Genomic DNA, 24,097 nt, shown 5'->3' on the forward strand with positions numbered 1-24,097 from the left:
ATGCTCGGCAGAGGCTTCACCGGTAATGCCCCAGCCGAGCATGGCTCGGCACTACAGGGGCATTTCCGGCATTTCCTGCTTCGCGGCTCACGCCGCTCCTACAGATAGATGCGCGTTGTGCCCTGCGGGGCATCATCGATGATGGCGTGCGGCACAAAGCGTGCGCTGTCGCGGGTGATGCGGCTGTTGTCCTCACGGATGCCGACGCCACAGGCGCGGTCGCCCACCACCCAGCTACCCACCAGCGGATAGTTGCCGTCGAACACCGGCAACGCATGGAATGCCTGACGAATGCTGGGGCCGGTGTACGGGCCTTCGCTTTCCTGCCAGCTACCGTCGCTCATGTGCATCGCCACGTTGGCACCTTCGCGCGAATGCAGCGGCTTGCGCACCCAACCGGCCGGCAAGGCACTGCCGTCGTCGAAGTAACATTCCAGCAGATTCGGGTGGCCACGGTGGCGCTGCCACAACAACGGCAGGATGCCCTTGTTGCTCAACACCGCCTTCCATGCCGGCTCCAGCAACTGCACGCCCGAACGCGGCAAGGCCGCGCCGAATTCCTCGCGCATCAGATCTTCCAGCGGGTACAGCTTGAACAGGCTGCCGATCACCACGTCATCCAGATCGGTGAAGCGGCCGTCAGCCGACAAGCCGATATCTTCGATGGCAATCGCCGCCGCATGCAGCCCGGCCTGGGCCGCGCAATCGCGCAGATAGGCGACCGTGCCCTGGTCTTCCTCCGACTCCCCAACCGCGCTGAAATACAGCGGCGGCGGCAGGCGTGAGGTCAACTCGGCAAACCGCTCCACCAGGGTTTCGTGGATGGAATTGAACTGATCGGCCTGCTGCGGCAAAACGCCACGGTTGCGCTGGTCTTCCAACCATTGCCACTGGAAGAAAGACGCTTCGTACAGCGAGGTTGGCGTGTCGTAGTTCAGCTCGTACAGCTTGGCCGGGCCATTGCCGTCATAGGCAAAATCCAGGCGACCGTAGAGGTGCGGGTCGCGGCGGCGCCAGCTTTCGGCTATCCAGTCGCGGAACGCTTCCGGGATGGCCAGCTGCGCCATCAGCGCCTCGCTGCCCACCACTTCGCCCACCAGATCCAGCGCCATCGCATGCAGCTCGGCGCTGGGGTCTTCGATATCGTTTTCGATCTGGCGCAGGGTGAACGCGTAATACGCGCTTTCATCCCAGTACGGCGCACCGTCGATGGTGTGGAAACGGAACCCTGCCTCAGCGGCACGGTCCCGCCAGTTGCTGCGTTCGGCAATTGCTACACGCTTCACTGCATCAACCGCCGACGCTGCTGCGGCCGCCGCTGCGCGCACCAAAACCACCACGGCTGGCGGTTACGGCACGGTTCGGGGTGGCGTTGACCGGAGCCAGGCCGGCCTTGCCAGCACCAATGCCACTACCGGTGTTCAAACCACCGCTGCCACCCGGTGCAGCCGGCTTGGCCCAGCCATTTGCCTTGTCCTTGAACGCCGGCTGCGAGGCCGGCGGTGCGGCCACAGCGCCACGGCTGCCGTTGAGCATCTGCGACATGAAGAAGCCCATCATCATCGGGCCGATGAACGAGGTGCCGGCGCTGGTCTGCTGCTGCACGCACTGCTCGGCCGGGTATTCCTTGGCGCACTCTTCCTTGCTGGCGTACTTGGGCGCGGCATCGGCAGACTGCTTCTGCGCGGTGGCAAATGCCTCGCGGCAGCTGGACGGATCGCCGGTCGCTTCGCTGCAGGCTTCCACCGAGGTGTACAGCCCTTCCTGCGTCTGCACGGCCTCTTCCTTCTGGCAGGCGGTCAGCAGCAGCGGCACGGCGCTCATCAGCACCAGTGCGGTGGCCTTGGATCGCTTCATGGTCGGTTCCCCGTCAATTTGATCCCCAATAATGCCCGATGAAGGCTACAAGACGGAAACCGGATAACTCCCGAAGCTGAATCGGATTTCGGGTGATGTATTGGAAATGCTTGGGGCGACTGGCTTTCCGGTATTTCCTTGCTGTTAGCGCTATTCAGCGCGTGGGCGCTGATGGTGCGATGGAAATGCAGAATCCAGAGCACCCCTCCCCAACCCTCCCCTGCGCTGCGCGCAAGGGAGGGGGCAGAAGCGGCTGCGCTGCGATCTGGACGACCGCAGCAAACAGCCCCCTCCCTTGCGCGCAGCGCAGGGGAGGGTTGGGGAGGGGTGCGTTTGCCTTCGCCTTCGCCTTCGCCTTCGTCTCTGACTTCAACTTCGACTCTGGCCCCGGCGCCACCAGAACCCTGGCAGCCTGCCACCAACATCCAGCCAACCGCCCCTTTTCCGCCCTTCCCTTTCCCCACCCGATGGTTGCAGCTGCAACCGGGAACTTCATGCAGAATCAATCGCACTGCACTTCTGCACGACCGCCCCGCTCGCTCGCCATGCCTGAATACCGTTCGAAAACCTCCACCGCTGGCCGCAACATGGCCGGCGCCCGCGCCCTGTGGCGTGCCACCGGCATGACCGATGGCGACTTCCACAAGCCCATCGTCGCGGTGGTCAATTCCTTCACCCAGTTCGTGCCCGGCCACGTGCACCTGAAGGACCTCGGCCAGCTCGTGGCGCGCGAGATCGAAGCCGCCGGTGGCGTGGCCAAGGAATTCAACACCATCGCCGTGGATGACGGCATCGCCATGGGCCATGACGGCATGCTGTACTCGCTGCCCAGCCGCGAGATCATCGCCGACTCGGTCGAATACATGGCCAATGCGCACTGCGCCGATGCGCTGGTATGCATTTCCAACTGCGACAAGATCACCCCAGGCATGTTGATGGCCGCGCTGCGCCTGAACATCCCTGCGGTGTTCGTGTCCGGCGGCCCGATGGAAGCCGGCAAGACCAAACTGGCCGACCACAAGCTCGACCTGATCGATGCGATGGTGGCTGCCGGCGATGACAGCATCAGCGATGAGCAGGTAGCCGCGATCGAGCGCAGCGCCTGCCCCACCTGTGGCTCGTGCTCGGGCATGTTCACCGCCAACTCGATGAACTGCCTGACCGAAGCATTGGGCCTGTCGCTGCCTGGCAACGGCACCGTCGTGGCCACCCACAGTGACCGCGAGGCACTGTTCAAGCGTGCTGGCCGCCTCATCGTCGAACTGTGCCACCGCTGGTATGGCGGCGAAGAAGCCAACGTGCTGCCGCGTGGCATCGCTACCTTCGAAGCCTTCGAAAACGCGATGACGCTGGATATCGCCATGGGCGGTTCCACCAACACCATCCTGCACCTGCTCGCCGCCGCGCAGGAAGCCGAAGTCGCTTTCGACCAGCGCGACATCGACCGCCTGTCACGCAGTGTGCCGCAGCTGTGCAAAGTGGCGCCGAACACGCAGAAGTACCACATCGAAGACGTGCACCGCGCTGGCGGCATCATGGCCATTCTCGGCGAGCTGGCCCGCGGCGGCCTGCTGCACACCGATGCCTCCACCGTGCACAGCCGCACGCTGGGTGCGGCCATCGCGGAATGGGACGTCACCCAGACCCAGGATGAAGCGGTACACACCTTCTACAAGGCCGGCCCGGCAGGCATTCCAACCCAGGTGGCTTTCAGCCAGTCCACGCGCTGGCCGTCATTGGACGTGGACCGCGCCGAAGGCTGCATCCGCGATGTTGCCCACGCCTTCTCCAGCGAAGGTGGCTTGGCCGTGCTGTACGGCAACCTCGCCGCCGACGGCTGCGTGGTGAAGACCGCCGGTGTGGACGAATCCATCCACGTATTCGAAGGCAATGCGCGCGTCTACGAAAGCCAGGATGCGGCTGTCAAAGGCATCCTCGGCAACGAAGTAAAGGCCGGCGACGTGGTGGTGATCCGCTACGAAGGCCCCAAGGGCGGCCCGGGCATGCAGGAAATGCTGTACCCGACCAGTTACCTCAAATCCAAGGGCATGGGCAAAGCCTGCGCCCTGCTCACCGACGGTCGTTTCTCCGGTGGCACCTCGGGCCTGAGCATTGGCCATTGCTCGCCGGAAGCCGCAGCCGGCGGTGCCATCGGCCTGGTGCGCGACGGCGACCGCATCCTGATCGACATCCCGCAGCGCGGCATCAACCTGCTGGTGGATGATGCCGAACTCGCACGTCGTCGCAGCGAGCAGGACGCCAAGGGCTGGAAGCCGGCCGAAGCGCGCTCGCGCAAGGTCACCACGGCACTGAAGGCGTACGCCCTGCTCGCGACCAGCGCCGACAAGGGTGCCGTGCGCGACAAGGCGTTGCTGGACGGTTGATTGCCGCCATCACACCGGGAGTAACACTCCCGGTAGCCGGTCCAAGGGGCTGAGCAGACCTCCCGCACCCCGCCCAAGCAGGTGCGTATAGATCTGGGTGGTAGCGACATCCTTATGCCCCAGTAGCTCCTGCACCGTACGAATGTCGTGACCAGCCTCCAGCAGATGCGTCGCAAAGGAGTGACGCAAGGAATGGCAGGTTGCAGGCTTTGCGATGCTCGCCGTGGCCCGTGCCAATTTCACCGCATGCTGCAATGGCTCTTCGCTGACGTGATGCCGCCCGATTGCCCTGGTTCGCGGATCGGTAGACATCCGCGCAGAAGGGAACAGGTATTGCCAACCCGGCTCCGCGTTTGCATTCGGATACTTGCGTGCCAGCGCATAGGGCAACTGTGCCCGGCCCATTCCTCCATCGGTATCCGCGCGATGCATCAACAACGCCCGTTCGCGTTGCCGCAGCAACCGCTCACAGAGCGAGATGGGCAGCGGCACACGTCGGTCCTTGTTGCCCTTGCCACTACGCACACAGATCTCGTTGCGCCCGAAATCCACGTCCTTGATGCGAAGCCGAACACACTCCATCAAGCGCATACCCGTGCCGTACAGAAGTTGAGCCATCATCGCCGTTTGCCCCTCAGGAATGGCTTGCAGCAATCGCGCAACCTCCTCCTGTGACAAAACAACCGGAAGACGACGCGGCCGCTTGGCGCGTACGACCTGATCCAGGCGCGGCAGCTCCATGTCCAGCACCACGCGATAGAGAAACAGCAACGCCGACAGCGCCTGGTTCTGGGTAGAAGCCGACACGTTTCTCACCGTCGCCAGACGGGTCAGAAAGTCCCCGACTTCAGCAGCACCAAGCTCCTGCGGATGGCGTTTGCCATTGGCAAGGATGAAGCGCCGTATCCAGCCAACGTAAGCCTGCTCAGTGCGCAAGCTATAGTGCCGGACCCGGATATGCTCCCTTACCCGATCCAGTAATCGCGGGGATTTAGCGGCTTTTACACCCGCTGAAACAGGGGCATATTCCATATCACGACCTCCGAGCAGTAATAAGCTTGGAGATTGATATGGCGATGCGGGCTCAAGAATCCCGCAAGCCACTGTTTCTTTGTGAGAATTTCCCGGTTCAAACGCGACACAAAAGTGGGCATACTCGGCTTTACACCGCCTTGGGGCGGTCTACTAAGAGTTAAGCGGCGGTGTGTTGGGTGGCTGGCCCTTCTTCTTTCGGCAGCAACGTCGGCAAGTCACTGGTCGGCTTCGGGTAAGAGTTCCAACCGTTCCTGGCACCGGCAAGTTCGTCACTTCGCCTTACGCTTCATTGCTTTGCCGCAATCATTTCATCGCACTTCGGCGGCAGCGCTCGGCAAGGTTTCCCGAGCAAGCTCCACCCCGCAAGCTGTGGCATGATCGGCTCGCGTTGGGTTGCACAAGCGAGGCAGCATTGGTCCGGTATTTGGTAAGTGGCCACAGCCGCCTAACAGTTCATTCAAGCCGAACTCGCTGCGCGAGTCGGCTTAATTCCAGAGTTAGGCGGCAATGGAGCAGATCCTCACCTTTGAGATAGATGACTTTTCTGCCATCGTCAACGACGTGAGCGTTCCCGTTCATTTGGGGATTCTCAAGGACTCGTCAGGCTATTTCCTTGTCAGCTCTTCACCCCTTGGGGGCGATTCCTTCAACGGAGACACGTGGCACATATCAGTCGCTGACGCGTTCGCCCAAGCACAGATGCAGTTCGGTGTTTTGCAAGGCAGGTGGCGCATGGTTGCCGCCTAACAGTTCATTCAAGCCGAACTCGCTTCGCGAGTCGGCTTAATTCCAGAGTTAGGCCTATCAATCAGTAATCCGCCATTAGGAGAAATTGTGAGCAACAACATTGATGACATCATCCGCCGAAACAATCAATTACTCATCAATCAGGCGGGATTCCGGACCTGCAAACTCAAGGCTACCGCTACACAACATGTACTTTCCTATGAGTTTTCTAGCGGCGCAGATGCAGAGACATTTAAGCAACAGCGTGAGTTACTGGCAGCCTCAAATGGAATGAGATATGTAATCGAGAACAGCGAACCACATGTAGTCCTTGAGTATCGCATCACAACCTAAACCATCACAGTGCTACTCCTACGGCCAGCAAGGCCTAACAGTTCATTCAAGCCGAACCCGCTTCGCGGGTCGGCTTAATTCCAGAGTTAGGCGCAAGATTGCCATGACAGACTCTCCAGAGCAGCGGTATCAAGAGACGGTAACGTGCGAGCCACGCCAGGATGAGGGGCTCATCTTCATCAAGGTCGTAGCAATGCCTCATGAGGGTGCAGTGGAGTTCGACGTGGCGCAGGCCCGTTCGTTTGCACAGCAAATACTATTGGCAGTCGATGTTGTTGAGGCTGGCTGGGTAGGCAAATCAATGGGGCCACAGGATGCTTGCGGCGCCTAACAGTTCATTCAAGCCGAACCCGCTTCGCGGGTCGGCTTAATTCCGGAGTTAGGCATCTTGGGAAGAACCAACGACACTTCAACGAACCGCAGACGGCTCCTCGCCAGCGAAGCCGCAGCCTGTGTCTACTGCTTCATAGAGTTCGCACCGAGCTCCATTGTTGAGTGGTGCGATGAGGAAGATAAGACCGCAATCTGTCCGCACTGCGGAGTAGATGCGGTCGTTGGTTTCGATGGGCCCGTTGACCGCGCCTGGCTAGAGGCTGCTCATCGCCGAGCTTTTGGCTAGCATGGGCCCTAACAGTTCATTCAAGCCGACGCCGCTTCGCGGCGCGGCTTAATTCCGGAGCTAGGCCCTGCATGACAGACTCCCGCAAACCTGAGATTACTTTCGCAGCTGCGAGGGTGCTTGCGTCCAACAATTGCAGCCAGCTCTCAGACGATCACCTGGAAGCAGAACACTGCTGGATATTCTTTAGCCTCAATCGCGGCGATTGGGCCACTGCCGTGTCACGGCACGGTCGAGTCAGCTCGGTATACGATCTGCGAGATGACTCACAAAAGATGCGGGATTACTTGTCCATGTTTTCTGCGTACTGTTCCGGCAACAGAGAGGTTACGGATGGGCTACTGCGTGATTTCATGCAAAAGTACTATCCCGCTGGGGCCTAACAGTTCATTCAAGCCGAACCCGCTCCGCGGGTCGGCTTAATTCCAGAGTTAGGCGGCGGTGTGTTGGTTGGCTGGCCGTTCTTCTTTCAGCAGCAACATTGGCAAGTCACCGGTCGGCTCCGGGTAACAGTTCCAATTGTTCCTGGCACCGGCTAGCTCGCCACTTCGTCTTACGCCTCACCGCCGTGCCGCAATCATTTCACCGCACTTCGGTGGCAACGCTCGGCAAGGTTTTCCGGGCGAGCTCCATCCCGCAGGCTGTGGCATGATCGGCTCGCGTTGAGTTGTACAAGCAGGGTAGCTTTGGGCGGGGGTTCGGTCAGTCGCCACAGCCGCCTAACAGTTCATTCAAGCCGACGCCGCTACGCGGCGCGGCTTAATTCCAGAGTTAGGCGCCACTGCAGCTATGACTAATTTTTGGGGTCCCGTTTCGGCAACCGATTGGCATGCCATACCGTGCATAGTCGGCCGGCCAGCGACTGAGGCTGATGTTGCGGCCGGCTCTGCCGTCTTCTATGTGCCAGGTGGTTCCACTCCAGCTCCACTGAGCCTTCCATGCTGTGCAGTTCAGCTACTGGAGGATGGCTCTGAGCAGCCTATCGTCATAGTCCAGGCAGAGCTCACGCAGCAGGGCACCATCTTGGGTGTACGGCCACTATCCGGAGGTAATGGCGTCTGCATGTCCGCAGAAGTTCGGTTGCTTCCTGCCGGCTTCGGATCGTAGGGTTGCGCCTAACAGTTCATTCACGAACCCGCTGCGCGGGTCGGCTTAATTCCGGAGTTAGGCATGCCGAAAACACGCAGCGGAGCCGAAGTAGCTGCAGGCAAGTTGGTGTCGGCGGTCCAGAAGGAATGGGGTTCAGAGCTGGGTACCTCAGCCGCAGGTACTACGGAACATGTCCTAAGTCTGGCGCACAAATTGCTTCAAGCTACGAAAGCCGGAAACCTCAATCGCGCATTGAGCTCGGCTACCGTCTCCCAGTTCCTGGGAGAGTTATGGGTCATGCGTCACCCAGCAATTCAGCCCGCAGTCCAAAGACTTGAATCCCTTGTAGTTCGAGATCAGGATACCTAACAGTTCATTCAAGCCGAACTCGCTCCGCGAGTCGGCTTAATTCCGGAGTTAGGCGGCGGTGTGTTGGTTGGCTGGCCGTTCTTCTTTCAGCAGCAACATTGGCAAGTCACCGGTCGGCTCCGGGTAACAGTTCCAATTGTTCCTGGCACCGGCTAGCTCGCCACTTCGTCTTACGCCTCACCGCCGTGCCGCAATCATTTCACCGCACTTCGGTGGCAACGCTCGGCAAGGTTTTCCGGGCGAGCTCCATCCCGCAGGCTGTGGCATGATCGGCTCGCGTTGAGTTGTACAAGCAGGGTAGCTTTGGGCGGGGGTTCGGTCAGTCGCCACAGCCGCCTAACAGTTCATTCAAGCCGACGCCGCTACGCGGCGCGGCTTAATTCCAGAGTTAGGCGCAAGATTGCCATGACAGACTCTCCAGAGCAGCGGTATCAAGAGACGGTAACGTGCGAGCCACGCCAGGATGAGGGGCTCATCTTCATCAAGGTCGTAGCAATGCCTCATGAGGGTGCAGTGGAGTTCGACGTGGCGCAGGCCCGTTCGTTTGCACAGCAAATACTATTGGCAGTCGATGTTGTTGAGGCTGGCTGGGTAGGCAAATCAATGGGGCCACAGGATGCTTGCGGCGCCTAACAGTTCATTCAAGCCGAACCCGCTTCGCGGGTCGGCTTAATTCCGGAGTTAGGCGGCGGTGTGTTGGGCTGGCTCGCCCTTCTTCTTTCGGCAGCAACATCGGCAATTCACTGGTCGGCTCCGGGTATCAGTTCCAACTGTTCCTGGTATCCGCAAGCTCGCCACTTCGCCTTACGCCTCACTGCCCTTCCGCAATCATTTCATCACACCTCGGCGGCAACGCTCGGCAAGGTTTCCTGGGCAAGCTCCGTCCCGAGAGCTGTGGCATGATCGGCTGGCGTTGGGTTGCATAAGCAAGGCAGCATTGGCACGGGGTCGGCAAGTGGCCACAGCCGCCTAACAGTTCATTCAAGCCGACGCCGCTACGCGGCGCGGCTTAATTCCGGAGTTAAGCGGCGGTGTGTTGGGTGGCTGGCCCTTCTTCTTTCGGCAGCAACGTCGGCAAGTCACTGGTCGGCTTCGGGTAAGAGTTCCAACCGTTCCTGGCACCGGCAAGTTCGTCACTTCGCCTTACGCTTCATTGCTTTGCCGCAATCATTTCATCGCACTTCGGCGGCAGCGCTCGGCAAGGTTTCCCGAGCAAGCTCCACCCCGCAAGCTGTGGCATGATCGGCTCGCGTTGGGTTGCACAAGCGAGGCAGCATTGGTCCGGTATTTGGTAAGTGGCCACAGCCGCCTAACAGTTCATTCAAGCCGAACTCGCTGCGCGAGTCGGCTTAATTCCAGAGTTAGGCGTCATGGAAGATTCCAAGATTCACCAAATTTGGGCTGATCTCGTATGCGGCGATCATCACTGCTGCTTTTGTGGAGCATGGATAGAGCAGGACCTGCAACCAATCATGTTGCCGCTCGCTGGAGACGCCATTCAAGCCCTCAGCGCTCACGGCTCCTGCTTAAAGCAGCGCCTTGATAGAGCTGTTCCGTATCTTTCTCCCAGCGAGGCGCGCGAGTGATGACGCCTAACAGTTCATTCAAGCCGAACTCGCTGCGCGAGTCGGCTTAATTCCGGAGTTAGGCATCAATGGCGAGATCTCTGGCATTTGCATATGCACTTTCTCTCATCGCCCTAGCGGCGATGGTCGCGCTCGGCCGTGGCCTGCTTCCTAAGCCGGATGGTTTCACCACCTCCTTTTACATGAGCTTAGTGGGCTTGCTCATGTTGCCGGCATCCGTCATGTTCTTTCGGGGTAGTCGTTTGTCGTCCGGGCCGCTTCGCAAGCTCTTAGCCTATGCGCTGTCAGCCGTTACCGCGTTTCTGGGCATGGGATCGTCAGCCGCTGTCATACTTGTCCTACTGGGCGCGGCCAAATCTGGTTGATGCCTAATAATTCATTCAAGCCGAACCCGCTTCGCGGGTCGGCTTAATTCCAGAGTTAGGCACCGCACCCAATGTCTCGGCCAATTTCAAAATCAGAGGCGTTGGTCTTGGAGCGTGTATTGGCTGTGGGCGCTCTAACTCCTATATCTCAGGAGGTTCTGGCGTCCATCCACTCGCTTCACGTCACCGCAGCGTGCAAATGCGGCTGTGCCACGGTTTGGTTCGGACCTGACGGAGACGCAACTATTGGGAAAAATATCGCGGAGGCCGTAGCATTGAGCGGTCGTCAAAAAATTGTGATCATCGTTTGGGCTCAAAATGGCGCCATTGCGGGCCTTGAGTTGGTCGGGTATGGAAAGGTGCCGCTTCCAAATCCGCTAACTATTAGGAGCTACAGTGACGCCTGACAGTTCATTCAAGCCGAACTCGCAGCGTGGGCTAAATTCAGGAATTAGGCGACCAAATGAAAGTCCTACATGCTTTCGCAACCCTTCTATTCTTGGCCGCGCTCTGCCTTTACGTCGTCTCATCCAGCACGGGGGCATGGCTGCTTGGCGGCATTGGCATCGCGCTAGAGATTGTTGCGTGGATTATCGCACTGACTTCCAGAGAACCAGCTGCGCCGGACAGTAATGCCACTTGATGGCATCGCCGCTACCATCAACGGCTGGACAATCAATGCGTGCAGTACCAAGCCTGCCACCTAACATTTCAATCAAGCCGAACCCGCCGCGCTGAACGGCTTAATTCGGAAGTTAGGCATCGTATAGACGTTCCCGCGAGACAACAGACCAACTCACCGCCAGCCCATATGACCCATTTGTATCGCTACATACCAATCTGGCGTCGTGTACAAAGCGGCGCAGTTCTCTATCGCGTTTTTGAGGTTGTCGGCATTGGATTTACTGTGCAAAGCAAAGACTTCTTCTACGCGAACCCACCAGCATACCTGTTTGCAGCTTATGTCATCACGCTAAGCCTGGCGCTTCAATCGAATGCTCGGTCGCCCAACAAGCAACCCAACCTCAGCCGATAGTCGCTACCCGTCCGGTCACCCAGGGCTGCTCATGGATTCTGCGTTCCTTGAGCTTGTTCACTCCCATTGGTTCCAGACTGCAGGCTGATGGTTCAACAAAGCCAATGCCCGTCACCGCTTGGCTTGACTCAGCGATGAGCGGTGATCACGCTCGTTGCAGCAGGTCGCTCCGTATTCGTCACCGGCTATAGTCCTTCCGAACCCGAAGTCCCCTGTGATTTCAACCGGAGAACTGCTGATGGGAAAACTCATCCTCAACGCGGCCATTACCGTCAACGGCGCTTTCGAAGCACCGTCACCTGCGCCCGCCGGCTGGCTCGTACTGGATCCGGACAGTCAGCAGGCCTCGCTGGATATGTGGCAAGCCGCCGATGCAATGGTACTGGGGCGCAAGACCTATGAAGGCTTGGCCGCTGCCTGGCCCCAGCTTGTGGCTGTCCCGGGATACGAAGCGTATGCGCGGCGGATGAACAGCATGCCAAAGTATGTAGCGTCGCGATCATTGAGCGGCCCGCTGAGCTGGAACGCCACGTTGCTTGAAGGCGGCCTGGCCGACAGCATTTCGCGCCTGAAGGCGCAGCATGAGGGCAACCTCATTATCTCCGGCGCTGGTGAGCTGGCCCGCGACCTCGCAACGCATAAACTCATCGATGAGTTCTGGTTCACGGTAAGCCCCTACCTCTGGTCAGCCGGCCCCCGAATTTTCGACCAACTGGGCTCCATTGCGTTGGAGCTCATCGGTACCAGAACTTTCTCCGGGGGCATCGTGCAACTCTGCTACCGGCCTGGCCAGGCGGACGCGCGCCACGGTCAGGGTGGATGTTGAACTGCGATTGGCAGAGTACATTGCATTCACGATCACCCGTCTCGGTGGCCGCAGCGGGGCTCGCTGACAGTTGGATTCAGGCGCAGCCTGCAGCGCTGGCTCTGCCACGTTCGAACTCGCAACTCCGCCACAATCATTCAGCCCAGGAGATTCAGCATGAAGCGCGTAACCGGCATTGGCGGCATCTTCTTCAAGTCGAGCGATCCCAAGGCCTTGTCCGCCTGGTATCGGGAGCACCTTGGGTTGGATGTCAGTGACTGGGGTGGCGCGGTGTTTCAATGGGGCGGCGCCGACAGCCCGGCGGGTGCAACGATCTGGAGTCCGTTTGCCGCCGACACCGACTACATGGCGCCCTCGCATGCACCGTTCATGATCAATTTCCGCGTCGATGATCTGGATGCATTGCTCGCGGCGTTGCGCAGCGAAGGCTGCGATGTGGTGGGCGAGCCGCAGAGTTCCGAGCAGGGGAAATTCGGCTGGGTGATGGACCCGGAAGGCAACAAGGTCGAACTCTGGGAGCCGCCTGCCGGGCAGTAGCCTGCACTCACGCCTGTCGCCCATCACGGTGCAGGCGTTGCCATCGGCTGCACCACATCCGCTCCTGCCGCTGCCTCCGGCACATTGTGTTTTCGCAGCACGGCCGCAGTAGCGATGAGCGCCGGCAGTCCGAACTCAACGCACTGGCGCGCACGCTGTCAGCAGAATCCGGCGGCATCCGTCCTGCGTGGGCAATGCACAAACGCAGCATGTCGCGCCGGCGATCAACTGCGGTCTGCTTACATGCCGTAGCTGCGCCGCCTCATGCCCAGCGATAACAAGGCGATCCGGCAAAACTCTCGTATCCTCTCGGCTCCAAAACATAACGGCGTCCATCGCGATGCGCTTGCATCGTCAAGCGATAGGCAGATGTTTCAGCGAGCGACGGCACTGGGTTGATTCCTGTTTCGTTCCAGCCTGGTAGCCATAGGAGAGCTTCATGCACGACGGGCGCCGCTCCCGCAAAACCGGCTGCACCGACTTCTGCCATTTCGATACACAAAAGAAATGCGAAGCAGCAGTGCTACGGCGCGAGCTGACCCTGCTGCACCTGATTCCTGAAGAACTGGGTGGCAGTAGCCAGACGCAGAACAAGATATTTGTACCCTTATGGGTGGCGGAACAGAAGCGCAGGATCGACCTGGTCACCGTGTTGCCGATGATGCGTGCCGGCAAACTGCATCGCTATGAAGCCATACCGGTCTTTCGCGGCAGCAGCTTTGTCCCTGCGGAGATTGCCATCCATGCGCAGGACCCGGCCGGCTTTGCCACCACCATCGATATCTGTTGACTGCCGCAGTGCGTCACCGGCAGTGCACGAGAATCAACGACCAACAAGGATGTAGTCATGGGATGGGACATCACCTATCACCCGATCGCAGAAGACGAGATTCGCTCCATCTACTTTGCCGGCATTGAAGACCCGCTTTTCTACAAAACGCTGCTGCCACGCTTTGGCGTGGACGCCTTCTATGCAGAGCAACTGCGCCTGCGCTTCGACGAAGCACGCAAGATCGACGACGGCGTTTCCTTTGCCCGAGGCCATGCCTATTACGCGGCGATCATCTGCGGGTTTCTGCGCCAACATCATTACATCCGCGGCGGTGGCTTCTCGTTCCTGTTGAAGGACGCGTTGATGGCCGGCTACGTCGGCGACTGGAAGCGGCTGGTTCCGGAGCGTCTGCAACATCTGCATTTCGACAACTGCTTGACCCAGAATTATTGCGGCGGCGCCTATCTGCCCCTTCAAAGCCTCAAGCGCCTGCGCAGCGACTACCACCGCAATGCACGCGTCCGCGCACAGATGGACGATGTGTTCTCGCATGGGCGGCTGCATGTCTTCTGGCTGGCGCTGGATGCGGCGATCAGCGCCGGACTGGGTCTGATCGAGGCTTCGGAGGTGGTGGAACCCAGCCCGTTCAATCTCAACGAAAGCCGCAGCCTGTCCAATCTGTACAACTGCCACCCTGACGGCGCCCTGCTTTATGCCGAGGCTGCCGCGCAGCAGCTGGGTCAGGCCTTGCAGGAAAACCGGGACAGCTTGCCCGTCAAGCGCCCAGGCAGGTTTTCCCGGCTGTTCGGCAAATAGCTCGCATGCGGCAGCGCTCTCGACAAGGATGTGGGAGTGCCGCCGCCCCAGCCGGCCAGCAGCTTGTCGACCGCGGCCGCGCCGGCCATTCTTCGTCGCGGCGGGGTTACCCGGCTGCCTGCCACGGCAGGCCGAGGCGGTTGTTCAATCGAGCTGGCGCCACTGCCCCGGCTGAAGGTCTTCCAGGGCATACGGCCCCATCACCGCCCGCACCAGCCGCAACGTGGGCAAACCAACAGCAGCGGTCATGCGCCGCACCTGACGGTTGCGGCCTTCGCGCAGGGTGATGGCCAGCCAGCTGTCCGGCACGGTCTTGCGGAAGCGTACCGGCGGCGTGCGCTCCCAGAGCTTGGGCGCGGCCGGCAGCAGTTCAACGCGGGCAGGCAAGGTTGGGCCGTCATTGAGCTGCACACCATCACGCAGCGCCTGCAGCTTGTCTTCGCTTGGCTCGCCTTCCACCTGCACCCAATAGGTCTTGGCTTGCTTGTGGCGCGGGTCGGTCAAGCGATGGGCGAGAGTGCCGTCATCGGTGAGCAGCAACAGGCCTTCGCTGTCGTAATCCAGGCGGCCGGCCGCATACACATTGGCGGGCAAACCGAAGCCGGCCAGGGTCGCGCGCGGCGGCTGGCTGCGGTCGGTGAACTGGCACAGCACGTTGAAGGGTTTATTGAAGGCGATGAGCATGTGCAACAGCAACTGGAGAGGGGATCGGGGTGCACCGCTGGCGGTGCGCGGCAAGCGGCCATCGGCCGCGTTGCAGCCGGGCCGTCGTGTCAGCCACGACGGCCCGCTATTGTCTCACTCCCGCCCCAATCCGCGCCCCGTTACGGCTTCACGAAACGCAGCGTCATGCGATCGCTTTCACCGATGGCCTTGTACTTGGCGGCATCGGCCTTGTCGTGGTTGTTGGACGGCGGCAAGGTCCACACACCGTTGGGATGGTCCTTGGTGTCGCGCGGATTGGCATTCACCTCGCTGCTGCCATCAAGCTTGAAGCCGGCCGCTTCGGCCATGGCAATCACCTGCGCCTGGCCCACATAACCGCTCTTGTCATCGGCCGGCACGTCGGTCTTGGCGCGGTGCTCCACCACACCCAGCGTGCCGCCGGACTTGAGCACGTCAAAGAAGGCCTTGAACATGCCCTCGGCCTGGCCGGACGAACGCCAGTTGTGGACATTGCGGAAAGTCAGCACCAGATCCGCCGAGCCCGGTGCACCCAGCACCGGTGCGGCCGGGTTGTAGGCCGCCTCGGTTGCCCGGTCGAACTGCGCCGGGGCGTCGGCAAACTTCTTGCCCAGGCCATCGCGCGAACGCTGCTGGTAATCCCGGCCACCGCCTGCCGGCAGTGCGGCCGGGTCAACCACGGCGGCAACGTACTTGCCGCCATCGCGCAGATAGGGCGCCAGGATTTCAGCGTACCAACCGCCACCGGGCGTGATTTCGATGACCGTCTGCTTCGGCTGCAGGCCGAAGAAGGCCAGCGTCTGCGCCGGATGGCGGTATTCATCGCGCAGTACATTGGCCGGCGTACGCCAGCTACCGGCAACGGCCGCCTGCAACTGCGGTGACACCGCAACGTCAGCGGTGCTGGCAGCGGCGCCATGGGCCAGCACGCTGCTGGCAGGAAGGGCACTGGCAAGCGCCAGCAGACAGGCACACAGCAGCGGGGCAGGCTTCTTCATGCGGAACTCCGGCGATTGAGACGGCGAGCCTAGCACGCGACTGCAAGTGCAATGCAGCATGCAAATGTTCACATCCCGTTATCGCTTGAACGCCGCGCGGAACGCAGTTTTCAGCACGCTGCCACGGAATTGGAACCCATGCCGTTTATGCTGTTGAGCTGAACAACAAAGGAGCAAGGCATGCCCCAGTCACGCGAACTTGGTCGCTCGGGCCTACACGTCAGCCCCATCGCTTTTGGGGGCAACGTTTTCGGCTGGAGTGCCGATGAGAAGACATCCTTTGGCCTGCTTGATGCCTTTGTCGATGCCGGTTTCAACCTGATCGATACCGCCGATGTCTATCCGGCCTGGGTGCCGGGCAACCGTGGCGGTGAATCGGAAACCATCATCGGCCGCTGGCTGCAGCGCAGCGGCAAGCGCGACAAGGTGGTTGTCGCCACCAAGGTGGCCAAGTGGGCTGAGCATCCGGGCCTGTCGGCCGACAACATCAATGACGCGGTCGAGGATTCGCTGCGCCGCCTGCAGACCGATGTGATTGATCTGTACCAGGCCCATGAAGACGACGACTCGGTGCCGCTGGAAGAAACCCTGGGTGCGTTCGCGCGGCTGATCGAAGCCGGCAAGGTACGCGCGATTGGTGCATCCAACTACAGCGCCGAGCGCCTGCGCGATGCATTGAAGGTCAGCGCCGACTATCACCTGCCGCGCTACGAAACCCTGCAGCCGGAATACAACCTCTACGACCGCAGCGGCTACGAGGCCGAACTGGAACCGCTGGCGCGTGAGCAAGGCATCGGCGTGATCAGCTATTACTCGCTGGCCAGCGGTTTCCTCAGCGGCAAATACCGCAGCGCCGAAGACGTGGGCAAGAGTGCGGCACGCGGTGCGAAAGTCGCCGATCGCTACCTCAATCCGCGTGGCCTGCGCATTCTGCAGGCGCTGGACGATGTGGCTGCCAGCCACAAGGCCACACCGGCGCAGGTGGCACTGGCGTGGCTGATCGCGCGCCCGGGCATCACCGCACCCATCGTCAGTGCCACAAGCGTGCAACAGCTGCTCGAAGTGCTTGCAGCGGCACAGCTTGGCCTGAGCGCGGCACAGATCGCGCAGCTGGACGCAGCCAGCGCCGATAACTGAATACGGCGGGTTTGCGTACCCCCTGCCCGCGCCGTAGGATCGGCTGGACAGGGGGGTAGACCGCAAACGGAGCGCTACCCATGCAGACCGCACCTACAGCCCAGCGCAGCATTGATCGCCACGCCGAACTGACTTACTGGCGCGGCGTGCATGCCATCGGCCATCTTGGCCAACATGAATTCGACCATTACCAGCGCCTGCTGGAAATGGGTTACGACGTGTATCAAGCCTACCCACGTGCCAACGAAGAACAGCTCTACAGAGTGCTGCAGGACAGCTATCACCGGCATAGCCCGGCCTTGGCCGTTTCCTGGGATGAAGCACGCTGGCTGGTTCGGCATGCCTGGCACCACGCAGAGCAGCATTAGCGGGTTCGGGGTTTGTTGATTGGCTTGTTGTAGGAGCGGCGTAAGCCGCGAAGCCACTACAACGTCCGACGCTTGAACAGCCGACCCCTCCCCAACCCTCCCCTTGGCCTGCGGCCAAAGGGAGGGGGCTGATTGTGCACGCACCATCTTTTTGTGGGAGCGGCGTGAGCCGCGAAGCCACTGCAACGTCCGAAGCTTGAAGAGCCAACCCCTCCCCAACCCTCCCCTTGGCCTGCGGCCAAAGGGAGGGAGCTGATCGTGCATGCACCATCTTTTTGTGGGAGCGGCGTGAGCCGCGAAGCTGGAGGATTTGAGGCACCAATGGCTTCGCGGCTTACGCCGCTCCCACAACCGGCCCGGGCACCGGCACCGGCTGTGCCATCGCTTCGGCCAGATAATCGAGAAAGGAGCTTATGCGTGCCGATACCGCGGTGTTGCGGTAGTACACCGCGTGGATGGGTTGGCGTTTGTCCAGGGTTTGTTTCGGCAGCAGTTGCACCAGTTCCCCTTTTGTACGCGCTGCTTCGGTCAGGAAGTCCGACAGGCAGACGATGCCTACGCCTTCCACTGCCAGCCGGTGCAGGATCTCGCCGCTGGATGCGGCCAGGGTTGGCCGCACATGCAGCGGCTCGCCCTCTTCGCCCGGCAAGGGCCAATGATTCAGTGAGTCCGGCTCGTTGAAGCCCAACAAGGTGTGCGCCTGCAGTTCGGCAACCCGCGTCGGTGTGCCGTGCTGCTGCAGGTAGGCCGGGCTGGCGAGGATGCGCAGGCGGCTATGGCCCAAAGGCCTGGCATGCAGGGTGGAGTCGGCCAGCGGGCCGATCCGGATCGCTACATCGGTGCGCCGTTCCAGCAGGTCGATGTAACGCTCGCTGCTGTTGAGCTCCAGGTCCACCTGCGGGTAACGCGCGCGGAAGCCGGCTACCAGCGGTGCGATCACGTGCAGCATGAAGGGCATCGCCGCATCCACCCGTAGTCGCCCCGACGGGGTGCCGCGGCGTGCGGCAATCTGCTCCTCGGCTGCGTCCACCGAGGCCACGATGGCGCGCGCATGGGCGAGGAATGCCTCGCCCTCGTCGGTAAGCTGCAGCCGCCGCGTGGTGCGGGTCAGCAAGGTGGTGCCCAGCTTCTGTTCCAGCCGGCCGAGGGCGCGGCTGACGCCCGAGGTGGTCTGGCCCAGCTGTTCGGCGGCGGCGGTGATCGAGCCGGTGTCGATCACCGCGATGAATGCCTGCATCTCGTCCAGCGTTGTCTTCATTGGGATGTCCGGGGCATTGACGGGGAATTATTGACTTAAATTCAATAGTAATTCATGGAAACACGCATTTTTCGGCAAGAGTTCCACGGTCAGACTGCGCAGCCCTTTCCAAGGAATCGCCATGTCCCGCGGTATTCCCCTTGCCTTGCTGGCGCTGACGCTGGGTGCGTTCGCCATCGGCACCACCGAGTTCGTCATCGTCGGCCTGATCCCGACCATTGCCGCCGACCTGCACGTCAGCCTGCCATCGGCCGGCCTGCTGGTTTCACTGTATGCGCTGGGCGTGGCGGTCGGTGCGCCGGTGCTGACCGCCCTGACCGGGCGGGTGCCGCGCAAGACCCTGCTGGTGGCGCTGATGCTGTTGTTCACCATCGGCAACCTGGTCGCGTGGATGGCACCGGGCTACGGCTCGTTGATCGTGGCGCGGGTGCTGACCGGCCTGGCGCATGGCGTGTTCTTCTCGATCGGCTCCATCATCGCCACCTCGGTGGTCCCCAAGGACAAGGCTGCCAGTGCCATTGCGATCATGTTCACCGGGCTGACCGTGGCCTTGGTGACCGGTGTGCCGTTGGGCACCTTCATCGGCCAGCATCTGGGCTGGCGCGCGACCTTCCTGGCCGTGGCGGCGTTGGGCGTGATCGCCCTGCTTGGCAGCCTGCTGTTCGTGCCGCGCGAGTTGCCGCGCAGCGCGCCTGCCACGTTCGGCCAGCAGTTCGCGGTGCTGGCACAGCCGCGCCTGTTGCTGGTCTATGCAATGACTGCACTGGGCTACGGCGGCACCTTCCTGTCCTTCACTTTCCTCGCCTCGATCCTGCAGGACGTCAGCGGCTTCTCCGCCAATGCGGTCAGCGCGGTGCTGCTGGTTTACGGCGTGTCAGTGGCGATCGGCAATCTGTGGGGCGGGCGCTTGGCTGACCGTCGTGGGCCGATTCCCGCATTGACGTTGATCTTCGGTCTGCTCGCCTTGGTGCTGCTGGTGCTCACCTTCACTGCCTACAACCGCTGGTCGGTGCTGTTGACCGTACTGGCGCTGGGCGCAGTTGCTTTCGGCAATGTGCCGGGCCTGCAGGTGTACGTGGTGAAGCAGGCACAGCGCTTCGTGCCGCAGGCAACGGATGTCGCATCCGGGCTGAACATCGCCGCGTTCAACATCGGTATCGCGCTGGGTGCTTCGCTCGGCGGGCTGGTGGTCGATCACATCGGGCTGATGCACACGCCGTGGATTGGCGCGCTGGTGGTGCTGGGTGCGTTGGCGCTGACCGTACTGAGCGGCCGCCTGGATCGACGCGACGGGTTGGATGTCCGCGCCGAAGGCATTGCCGTCAGCGCGCACTGACAGAACACGCTGTTACTTCCTTTTGGCTTTTCGTTCGCGCTGCACGGCGTAGCCTGCAAGCGCGAACTTCTGGAGATTTGAATGACTATTCCCGCTATTGGCCTTGGCACCTACCGCCTGAAGGACCAGGTACTCACCGACTCCGTGCACAACGCATTGGAGCTGGGCTACCGCGCGTTCGACACCGCGCAGATCTACGACAACGAGGCCGACCTGGGTGCGGCAATCAGCAGCGGCGCTGTGCCGCGCGAGCAGCTGTTCCTGACCACCAAGATCTGGATCAGCAACTTCCATCACGATGATCTGCTGGCGAGTCTGCGCGAGAGCCTGCGCAAGCTGCGCACCGATCACGTCGACTTGACCCTGATCCACTGGCCTTCGCCCAAGGACGAAGTGCCGATGGCCGAGTACCTGGGTGCACTGCGTGAGGCCAAGGCGCTGGGCTTGACCAAGGCGATAGGTGTTTCCAACTTCACCATCGACCTGACCCGCCAGGCCATCGCCATCCTCGGTGCCGATGCCATCGCCACCAACCAGATCGAAGTGCATCCGTATCTGCAGAACCGTGCGCTGATTGCCTACCTGCGCGAACAAGACATCCACGTCACCGCGTTCATGAGCCTGGCCTATGGTTCCGTGCTGAAGGACCCGGTGATCCAGGCCATCGCAGAAAAGCATCAGGCAACTGCGGCGCAGGTCGCGTTGGCGTGGGCCTTGCAGCAGGGCTATGCGGTGATTCCGTCGTCGACCAAGCGCGAGAACCTTGCCGGCAACCTGCAGGCGGCACAGCTGCGTCTGGATGCTACCGACATGGCGCGGATTGCCGAGCTGGATCGTGGCGAACGCGTAGCCAATCCGGGTATCGCGCCGGCTTGGGATTGAAACCGCGTTCCTGAGAAAAAATCGTGGCGGGCTGGTGATACCTGCGCGCCATGCTTCGAGGCGCTGCGATTGCCGCGCTGCTAGCGGATACGCGATGCCAACTCTTGTGCCAAGGTTTCCAGCAACAGGCTGACCGTTGGCAGCTCACGCCGGCTTTTCATCCAAGCCAAGCTGAGCGGCAGGCCTTGGCTGGCCAGATGCGGCAGCACTTCCAGCAACGCGCCATCTTCCAGATGGCTGCGTACCAGCCAGGTCGGCAGCTGCACGATGCCGCTGCCGACCAACGCGGCGGTGACCTGCCCTTCGCCATCCCCCACCACCAGCGGTGACGGCATCATCTGCAGCTCCACCTCGCCGGGCACCGCAGCAGCAAAGCGCCATGGACTGACCGAGCCATCGGCGCGTCCGTAGGCGATGCAGCGATGCGCCAGCAGATCCTCGCGCGTAGCCGGTACGCCATGTGCTGCAAGATAGGCCGGCGACGCACAGAACACGTGCTGTTCGTGGCCCAGCAGGCGATGCTCCAACAGCGATGACCACGCATCGGGCCCACCGATGCGCACGATGATATCGACACCGTCCTCGACCGGATCGATGAAGCGGTCCGAGAACGATACCTGCGGCCGCGTCAGCGGATAGGCCTGGGCGAAGCCCAGAATTATCGGCAGCGCCTGCAGGCGCCCGAACGCAGCCGGCAGATCGATACGCACGCGGCCACTTGGCTCGTCATCCTGCGCCCGCAGCGCTACCTCGGCCTCCTCCAGGTTCGCCAGCACCTCCGTACAGGTCCGGTGGAAGGCGATGCCGGCTTCGGTAAGTGACATGCGCCGCGTCGTGCGATGGAACAGCGTGCGACCCAATCGCTCTTCCAAACGCGCGATGGACTTGCCGACTGCCGACGCAGTGAGATGCAGGCGTTCCGCAGCGGCCGTAAAGCTGCCTGCGTCGGCAACACAGACGAAGACGTCGAGGCCTTTCAGGCGTTCGGAGGGGTGCATGCGGCAGGCTTCATTATTGAAGAACCGGATTCCGCAATGCCGGTAAAAAGCATCGCGGAATGGAATGTGAGTCCACGATAGGCTGGACGCCCTCCTCGATCAAGCATCCAAGGCAGCAATGAGCCAGCAACGCCCCACCGTCCTTGTCACCGGCGCCACCGGCCAGATCGGCGCCGAAACCTTGAGAAACCTGCTGCTGGAAGATGCCGTCACGCCGGTTGCGGCAGTGCGCTCGCCAGCGAAGGCTGCGGCGCTGCAGGCGCAGGGAATCCGCACGGTCATGCTCGATTTCGATCAGGAAGCCACGCTGTTGCCTGCGCTGCAAGGCATTGATCGCGCATTGCTGGTCACCGGTTACAGCGTGGATATGCTGCGCCAGAGCAAGGTTTTCCTCGATGCGGCCAAGCAGGCTGGCGTGCAGCATGTGGTGCACCTGGGTGCCTGCGGCGGCAATGACGCCAGCATCGGGCATTGGGCCTGGCATCAGCTGGTGGAACGCTACATCGAGTGGCATGGCTTCTCCTTCACCCATCTCAGGCCGGAAGCCTTCATGCAGAACCTGCTCAGCTACGACGGCACGCGCGCAGTGGTCGACGGCGTGATCCGCCAGTACACCGGCGATGCGCGCTTCAGCTGGGTCGATGGCGATGACGTCGCTGCGGTAGCCGCACAGGCGCTGGCTTGGCCGCAGCGGCATGCCGGGCAGACCTATCGGCTGGGCTACGACGCCAAGTCCTATGGTGAGGTTGCCGCGTTGATGACGGCGTTGCTTGGCCAGCCCTTCCGCTACGAGGCGCTGAGCCCGGATGTGTTCCTGGAGGACATGCGCGCGGCCGGTGCCGACATGGCCTACATGAACTGCGTGCGCGACAACTTCCAGCGTGTCGCCGAACGCCGGGTGCCGGGCATTGAAGCCACCTTCGACAACTTCCCCGCCATCACTGGCCGTGAGCCGGTGCGCTGGGCAGATTTCATCCGCAAGCACCGTGCTGCGTTTGCTTACTGATCTGCTCAGGTAAGACGACGCGGTCCAACGTCGAACTCAGTCGTCGCTACGCGGTTGCAACCATGCACGCATCGCTGCATTCACTTGCCCGGGTTGTTCCAAGGGCGCCAGATGGCCGCACGCCTCGATCACCACCAGCGTTGATTGCGGCATCAGTTCAGCCATCTGCTCGCTTACCGACAGCGGTGTTATCGCGTCATTGCGCCCGCAGACGATCAAGGCCGGGCCCTGCCAATCGCGCAGGACATCGCTACCGTCTGCACGCAGCAACTGGCTCTGGCGCAGGAAGACTTCAGCACCGAGGCGTGCCGTCATGCTGCGCACGGTATCCACCAATACATGGTCATCCAAGCGCGAGGCATCGATGTAACTGCGCATCAGCTTGTCACCGAAGCCATGGAAGGTACCGGGCAGGCGCACGCTGTTCTGCTGCGCCACGCGTTGTGAAGCGCGCTCGGGCGAGTCGGGTTTGAATGAGGTATCCAGCAGCGCCAGCTTCAGTACCCGCTGCGGTGCGATACGCAGGATTTCCTGGGCGACGTAGCCGCCAAGAGAGAAGCCGGCCAGGGCGAACTGTGCGGGTGCCTTGGCCAATACATCTTCGGCGACCGCGCGCATGGTGGTCTGCTGGGTGAGGTCACCGACCTGGCAATCGGCGATGTCGGCCAATGCGTCGAGTTGGGCCTGCCAGAGCGTGGCGTCGTTGAGCAGGCCGGGCAGCAGTAGCAGCGGGGTTCTGGCTGCTGGGTCGTGGTTCGTTTGCATGGCGCTATTGTCGCGCCTTGCGTGGGATTGGGGTGAGGGCCAGAGCAGCAGCAACAGTCAAAAGCACCCCTCCCCGGCCCTCCCCTCGCCTGCGGCAAAGGGAGAGGGCGAAGCAGAGCACCCCTCCCCAGCCCTCCCCTTGCCTGCGGCAAAGGGAGAGGGCGAAGCAGAGCACCCCTCCCCAGCCCTCCCCTTGCCTGCGGCAAAGGGAGGGAGCGAAGCAGAGCACCCCTCCCCGGCCCTCCCCTGCGCTTCGCGCAAGGGAGGGAGACAAGCTGCCCCCTCCCTTGCGCG

21 protein-coding genes are annotated in these 24,097 nt (G+C 61.6%); 13 read left to right on the forward strand and 8 right to left on the reverse strand.

Annotation, left to right across the window (positions count from 1 at the left end):
• Nucleotides 1–98: 98 nt before the first annotated feature.
• Complete coding sequence (locus ACVOKO_RS15705; RefSeq protein WP_346499811.1) at nt 99–1,286, reverse strand: glutathionylspermidine synthase family protein; 1,188 nt, start codon at nt 1,284–1,286, stop codon at nt 99–101.
• Between the two features lie 4 nt (nt 1,287–1,290).
• The gene (locus ACVOKO_RS15710) at nt 1,291–1,857 is read right to left on the reverse strand and encodes a DUF1190 domain-containing protein (RefSeq protein ID WP_346499812.1); all 567 of its coding nucleotides are present in this window, start codon (nt 1,855–1,857) and stop codon (nt 1,291–1,293) included.
• 545 nt (nt 1,858–2,402) lie between these two features.
• Here ACVOKO_RS15710 and ilvD point away from each other — a divergent pair.
• On the forward strand, nt 2,403–4,241 hold the full coding sequence (ilvD, locus tag ACVOKO_RS15715) for a dihydroxy-acid dehydratase (RefSeq protein ID WP_346499813.1): 1,839 nt from the start codon (nt 2,403–2,405) through the stop codon (nt 4,239–4,241).
• A gap of 9 nt (nt 4,242–4,250) precedes the next feature.
• On the opposite strand, the gene ACVOKO_RS15720 is transcribed toward ilvD, so the two are convergent.
• Complete coding sequence (locus ACVOKO_RS15720) at nt 4,251–5,273, reverse strand: integron integrase (protein ID WP_346499814.1); 1,023 nt, start codon at nt 5,271–5,273, stop codon at nt 4,251–4,253.
• A gap of 510 nt (nt 5,274–5,783) precedes the next feature.
• Between ACVOKO_RS15720 and ACVOKO_RS15725 the strand changes: the two genes are divergently transcribed.
• The 7 genes from ACVOKO_RS15725 to ACVOKO_RS15755 all read left to right on the forward strand — a co-directional run bounded on the left by ACVOKO_RS15725 (nt 5,784) and on the right by ACVOKO_RS15755 (nt 14,371).
• Nucleotides 5,784–6,023, forward strand: coding sequence for a hypothetical protein (locus ACVOKO_RS15725; RefSeq protein WP_346499815.1), 240 nt, complete (start codon nt 5,784–5,786; stop codon nt 6,021–6,023).
• A gap of 87 nt (nt 6,024–6,110) precedes the next feature.
• Nucleotides 6,111–6,356 carry a hypothetical protein gene (locus ACVOKO_RS15730; protein ID WP_346499816.1) on the forward strand — a complete coding sequence of 82 codons (246 nt, stop codon included), beginning with the start codon at nt 6,111–6,113 and terminating at the stop codon, nt 6,354–6,356.
• Between the two features lie 3,447 nt (nt 6,357–9,803).
• Nucleotides 9,804–10,019, forward strand: a complete 216-nt coding sequence (locus ACVOKO_RS15735; RefSeq protein WP_346499817.1) for a hypothetical protein — start codon at nt 9,804–9,806, stop codon at nt 10,017–10,019.
• 1,639 nt (nt 10,020–11,658) lie between these two features.
• On the forward strand, nt 11,659–12,246 hold the full coding sequence (locus tag ACVOKO_RS15740; protein WP_346499818.1) for a dihydrofolate reductase family protein: 588 nt from the start codon (nt 11,659–11,661) through the stop codon (nt 12,244–12,246).
• Between the two features lie 156 nt (nt 12,247–12,402).
• Nucleotides 12,403–12,783 carry a VOC family protein gene (locus tag ACVOKO_RS15745; RefSeq protein WP_346499819.1) on the forward strand — a complete coding sequence of 127 codons (381 nt, stop codon included), beginning with the start codon at nt 12,403–12,405 and terminating at the stop codon, nt 12,781–12,783.
• 439 nt (nt 12,784–13,222) lie between these two features.
• Nucleotides 13,223–13,573 carry a hypothetical protein gene (locus ACVOKO_RS15750; protein WP_346499820.1) on the forward strand — a complete coding sequence of 117 codons (351 nt, stop codon included), beginning with the start codon at nt 13,223–13,225 and terminating at the stop codon, nt 13,571–13,573.
• Nucleotides 13,574–13,630: 57 nt separating this feature from the next.
• Nucleotides 13,631–14,371, forward strand: coding sequence for a hypothetical protein (locus tag ACVOKO_RS15755; protein WP_346499821.1), 741 nt, complete (start codon nt 13,631–13,633; stop codon nt 14,369–14,371).
• A 144-nt stretch (nt 14,372–14,515) separates the two neighbouring features.
• On the opposite strand, the gene ACVOKO_RS15760 is transcribed toward ACVOKO_RS15755, so the two are convergent.
• Entirely contained in the window at nt 14,516–15,055 is a 540-nt protein-coding gene (locus tag ACVOKO_RS15760) for a pseudouridine synthase (RefSeq protein ID WP_346499822.1), read from the reverse strand.
• Between the two features lie 140 nt (nt 15,056–15,195).
• A complete protein-coding gene (locus ACVOKO_RS15765; RefSeq protein WP_346499823.1) occupies nt 15,196–16,053 on the reverse strand; it encodes a class I SAM-dependent methyltransferase in 858 nt (285 codons plus the stop codon).
• 180 nt (nt 16,054–16,233) lie between these two features.
• Between ACVOKO_RS15765 and ACVOKO_RS15770 the strand changes: the two genes are divergently transcribed.
• Together ACVOKO_RS15770 and ACVOKO_RS15775 are read left to right on the forward strand one after the other, a co-directional pair.
• Nucleotides 16,234–17,190, forward strand: coding sequence for an aldo/keto reductase (locus ACVOKO_RS15770; protein WP_346499824.1), 957 nt, complete (start codon nt 16,234–16,236; stop codon nt 17,188–17,190).
• Nucleotides 17,191–17,270: 80 nt separating this feature from the next.
• On the forward strand, nt 17,271–17,558 hold the full coding sequence (locus ACVOKO_RS15775; protein ID WP_346499825.1) for a hypothetical protein: 288 nt from the start codon (nt 17,271–17,273) through the stop codon (nt 17,556–17,558).
• Nucleotides 17,559–17,892: 334 nt separating this feature from the next.
• Here the strand turns inward: ACVOKO_RS15775 and ACVOKO_RS15780 are convergent, their stop codons facing one another.
• Complete coding sequence (locus ACVOKO_RS15780; protein WP_346499826.1) at nt 17,893–18,816, reverse strand: LysR substrate-binding domain-containing protein; 924 nt, start codon at nt 18,814–18,816, stop codon at nt 17,893–17,895.
• Nucleotides 18,817–18,937: 121 nt separating this feature from the next.
• Between ACVOKO_RS15780 and ACVOKO_RS15785 the strand changes: the two genes are divergently transcribed.
• Nucleotides 18,938–20,152, forward strand: a complete 1,215-nt coding sequence (locus ACVOKO_RS15785; RefSeq protein WP_346499827.1) for an MFS transporter — start codon at nt 18,938–18,940, stop codon at nt 20,150–20,152.
• A gap of 81 nt (nt 20,153–20,233) precedes the next feature.
• On the forward strand, nt 20,234–21,034 hold the full coding sequence (dkgB, locus tag ACVOKO_RS15790) for a 2,5-didehydrogluconate reductase DkgB (RefSeq protein ID WP_346499828.1): 801 nt from the start codon (nt 20,234–20,236) through the stop codon (nt 21,032–21,034).
• Between the two features lie 80 nt (nt 21,035–21,114).
• Here the strand turns inward: dkgB and ACVOKO_RS15795 are convergent, their stop codons facing one another.
• Entirely contained in the window at nt 21,115–22,032 is a 918-nt protein-coding gene (locus ACVOKO_RS15795) for a LysR family transcriptional regulator (protein ID WP_346499829.1), read from the reverse strand.
• Between the two features lie 118 nt (nt 22,033–22,150).
• Here ACVOKO_RS15795 and ACVOKO_RS15800 point away from each other — a divergent pair, with 118 nt between their 5' ends.
• Entirely contained in the window at nt 22,151–23,038 is an 888-nt protein-coding gene (locus tag ACVOKO_RS15800; RefSeq protein WP_346499830.1) for an SDR family oxidoreductase, read from the forward strand.
• Nucleotides 23,039–23,074: 36 nt separating this feature from the next.
• Here the strand turns inward: ACVOKO_RS15800 and ACVOKO_RS15805 are convergent, their stop codons facing one another.
• Nucleotides 23,075–23,803: an alpha/beta fold hydrolase gene (locus ACVOKO_RS15805; RefSeq protein ID WP_346499831.1), complete on the reverse strand. Its 729-nt coding sequence runs from the start codon at nt 23,801–23,803 to the stop codon at nt 23,075–23,077.
• Between the last annotated feature and the right edge of the window lie 294 nt (nt 23,804–24,097).

The sequence above is a fragment of the Stenotrophomonas sp. STEN240 genome (assembly GCF_056756175.1).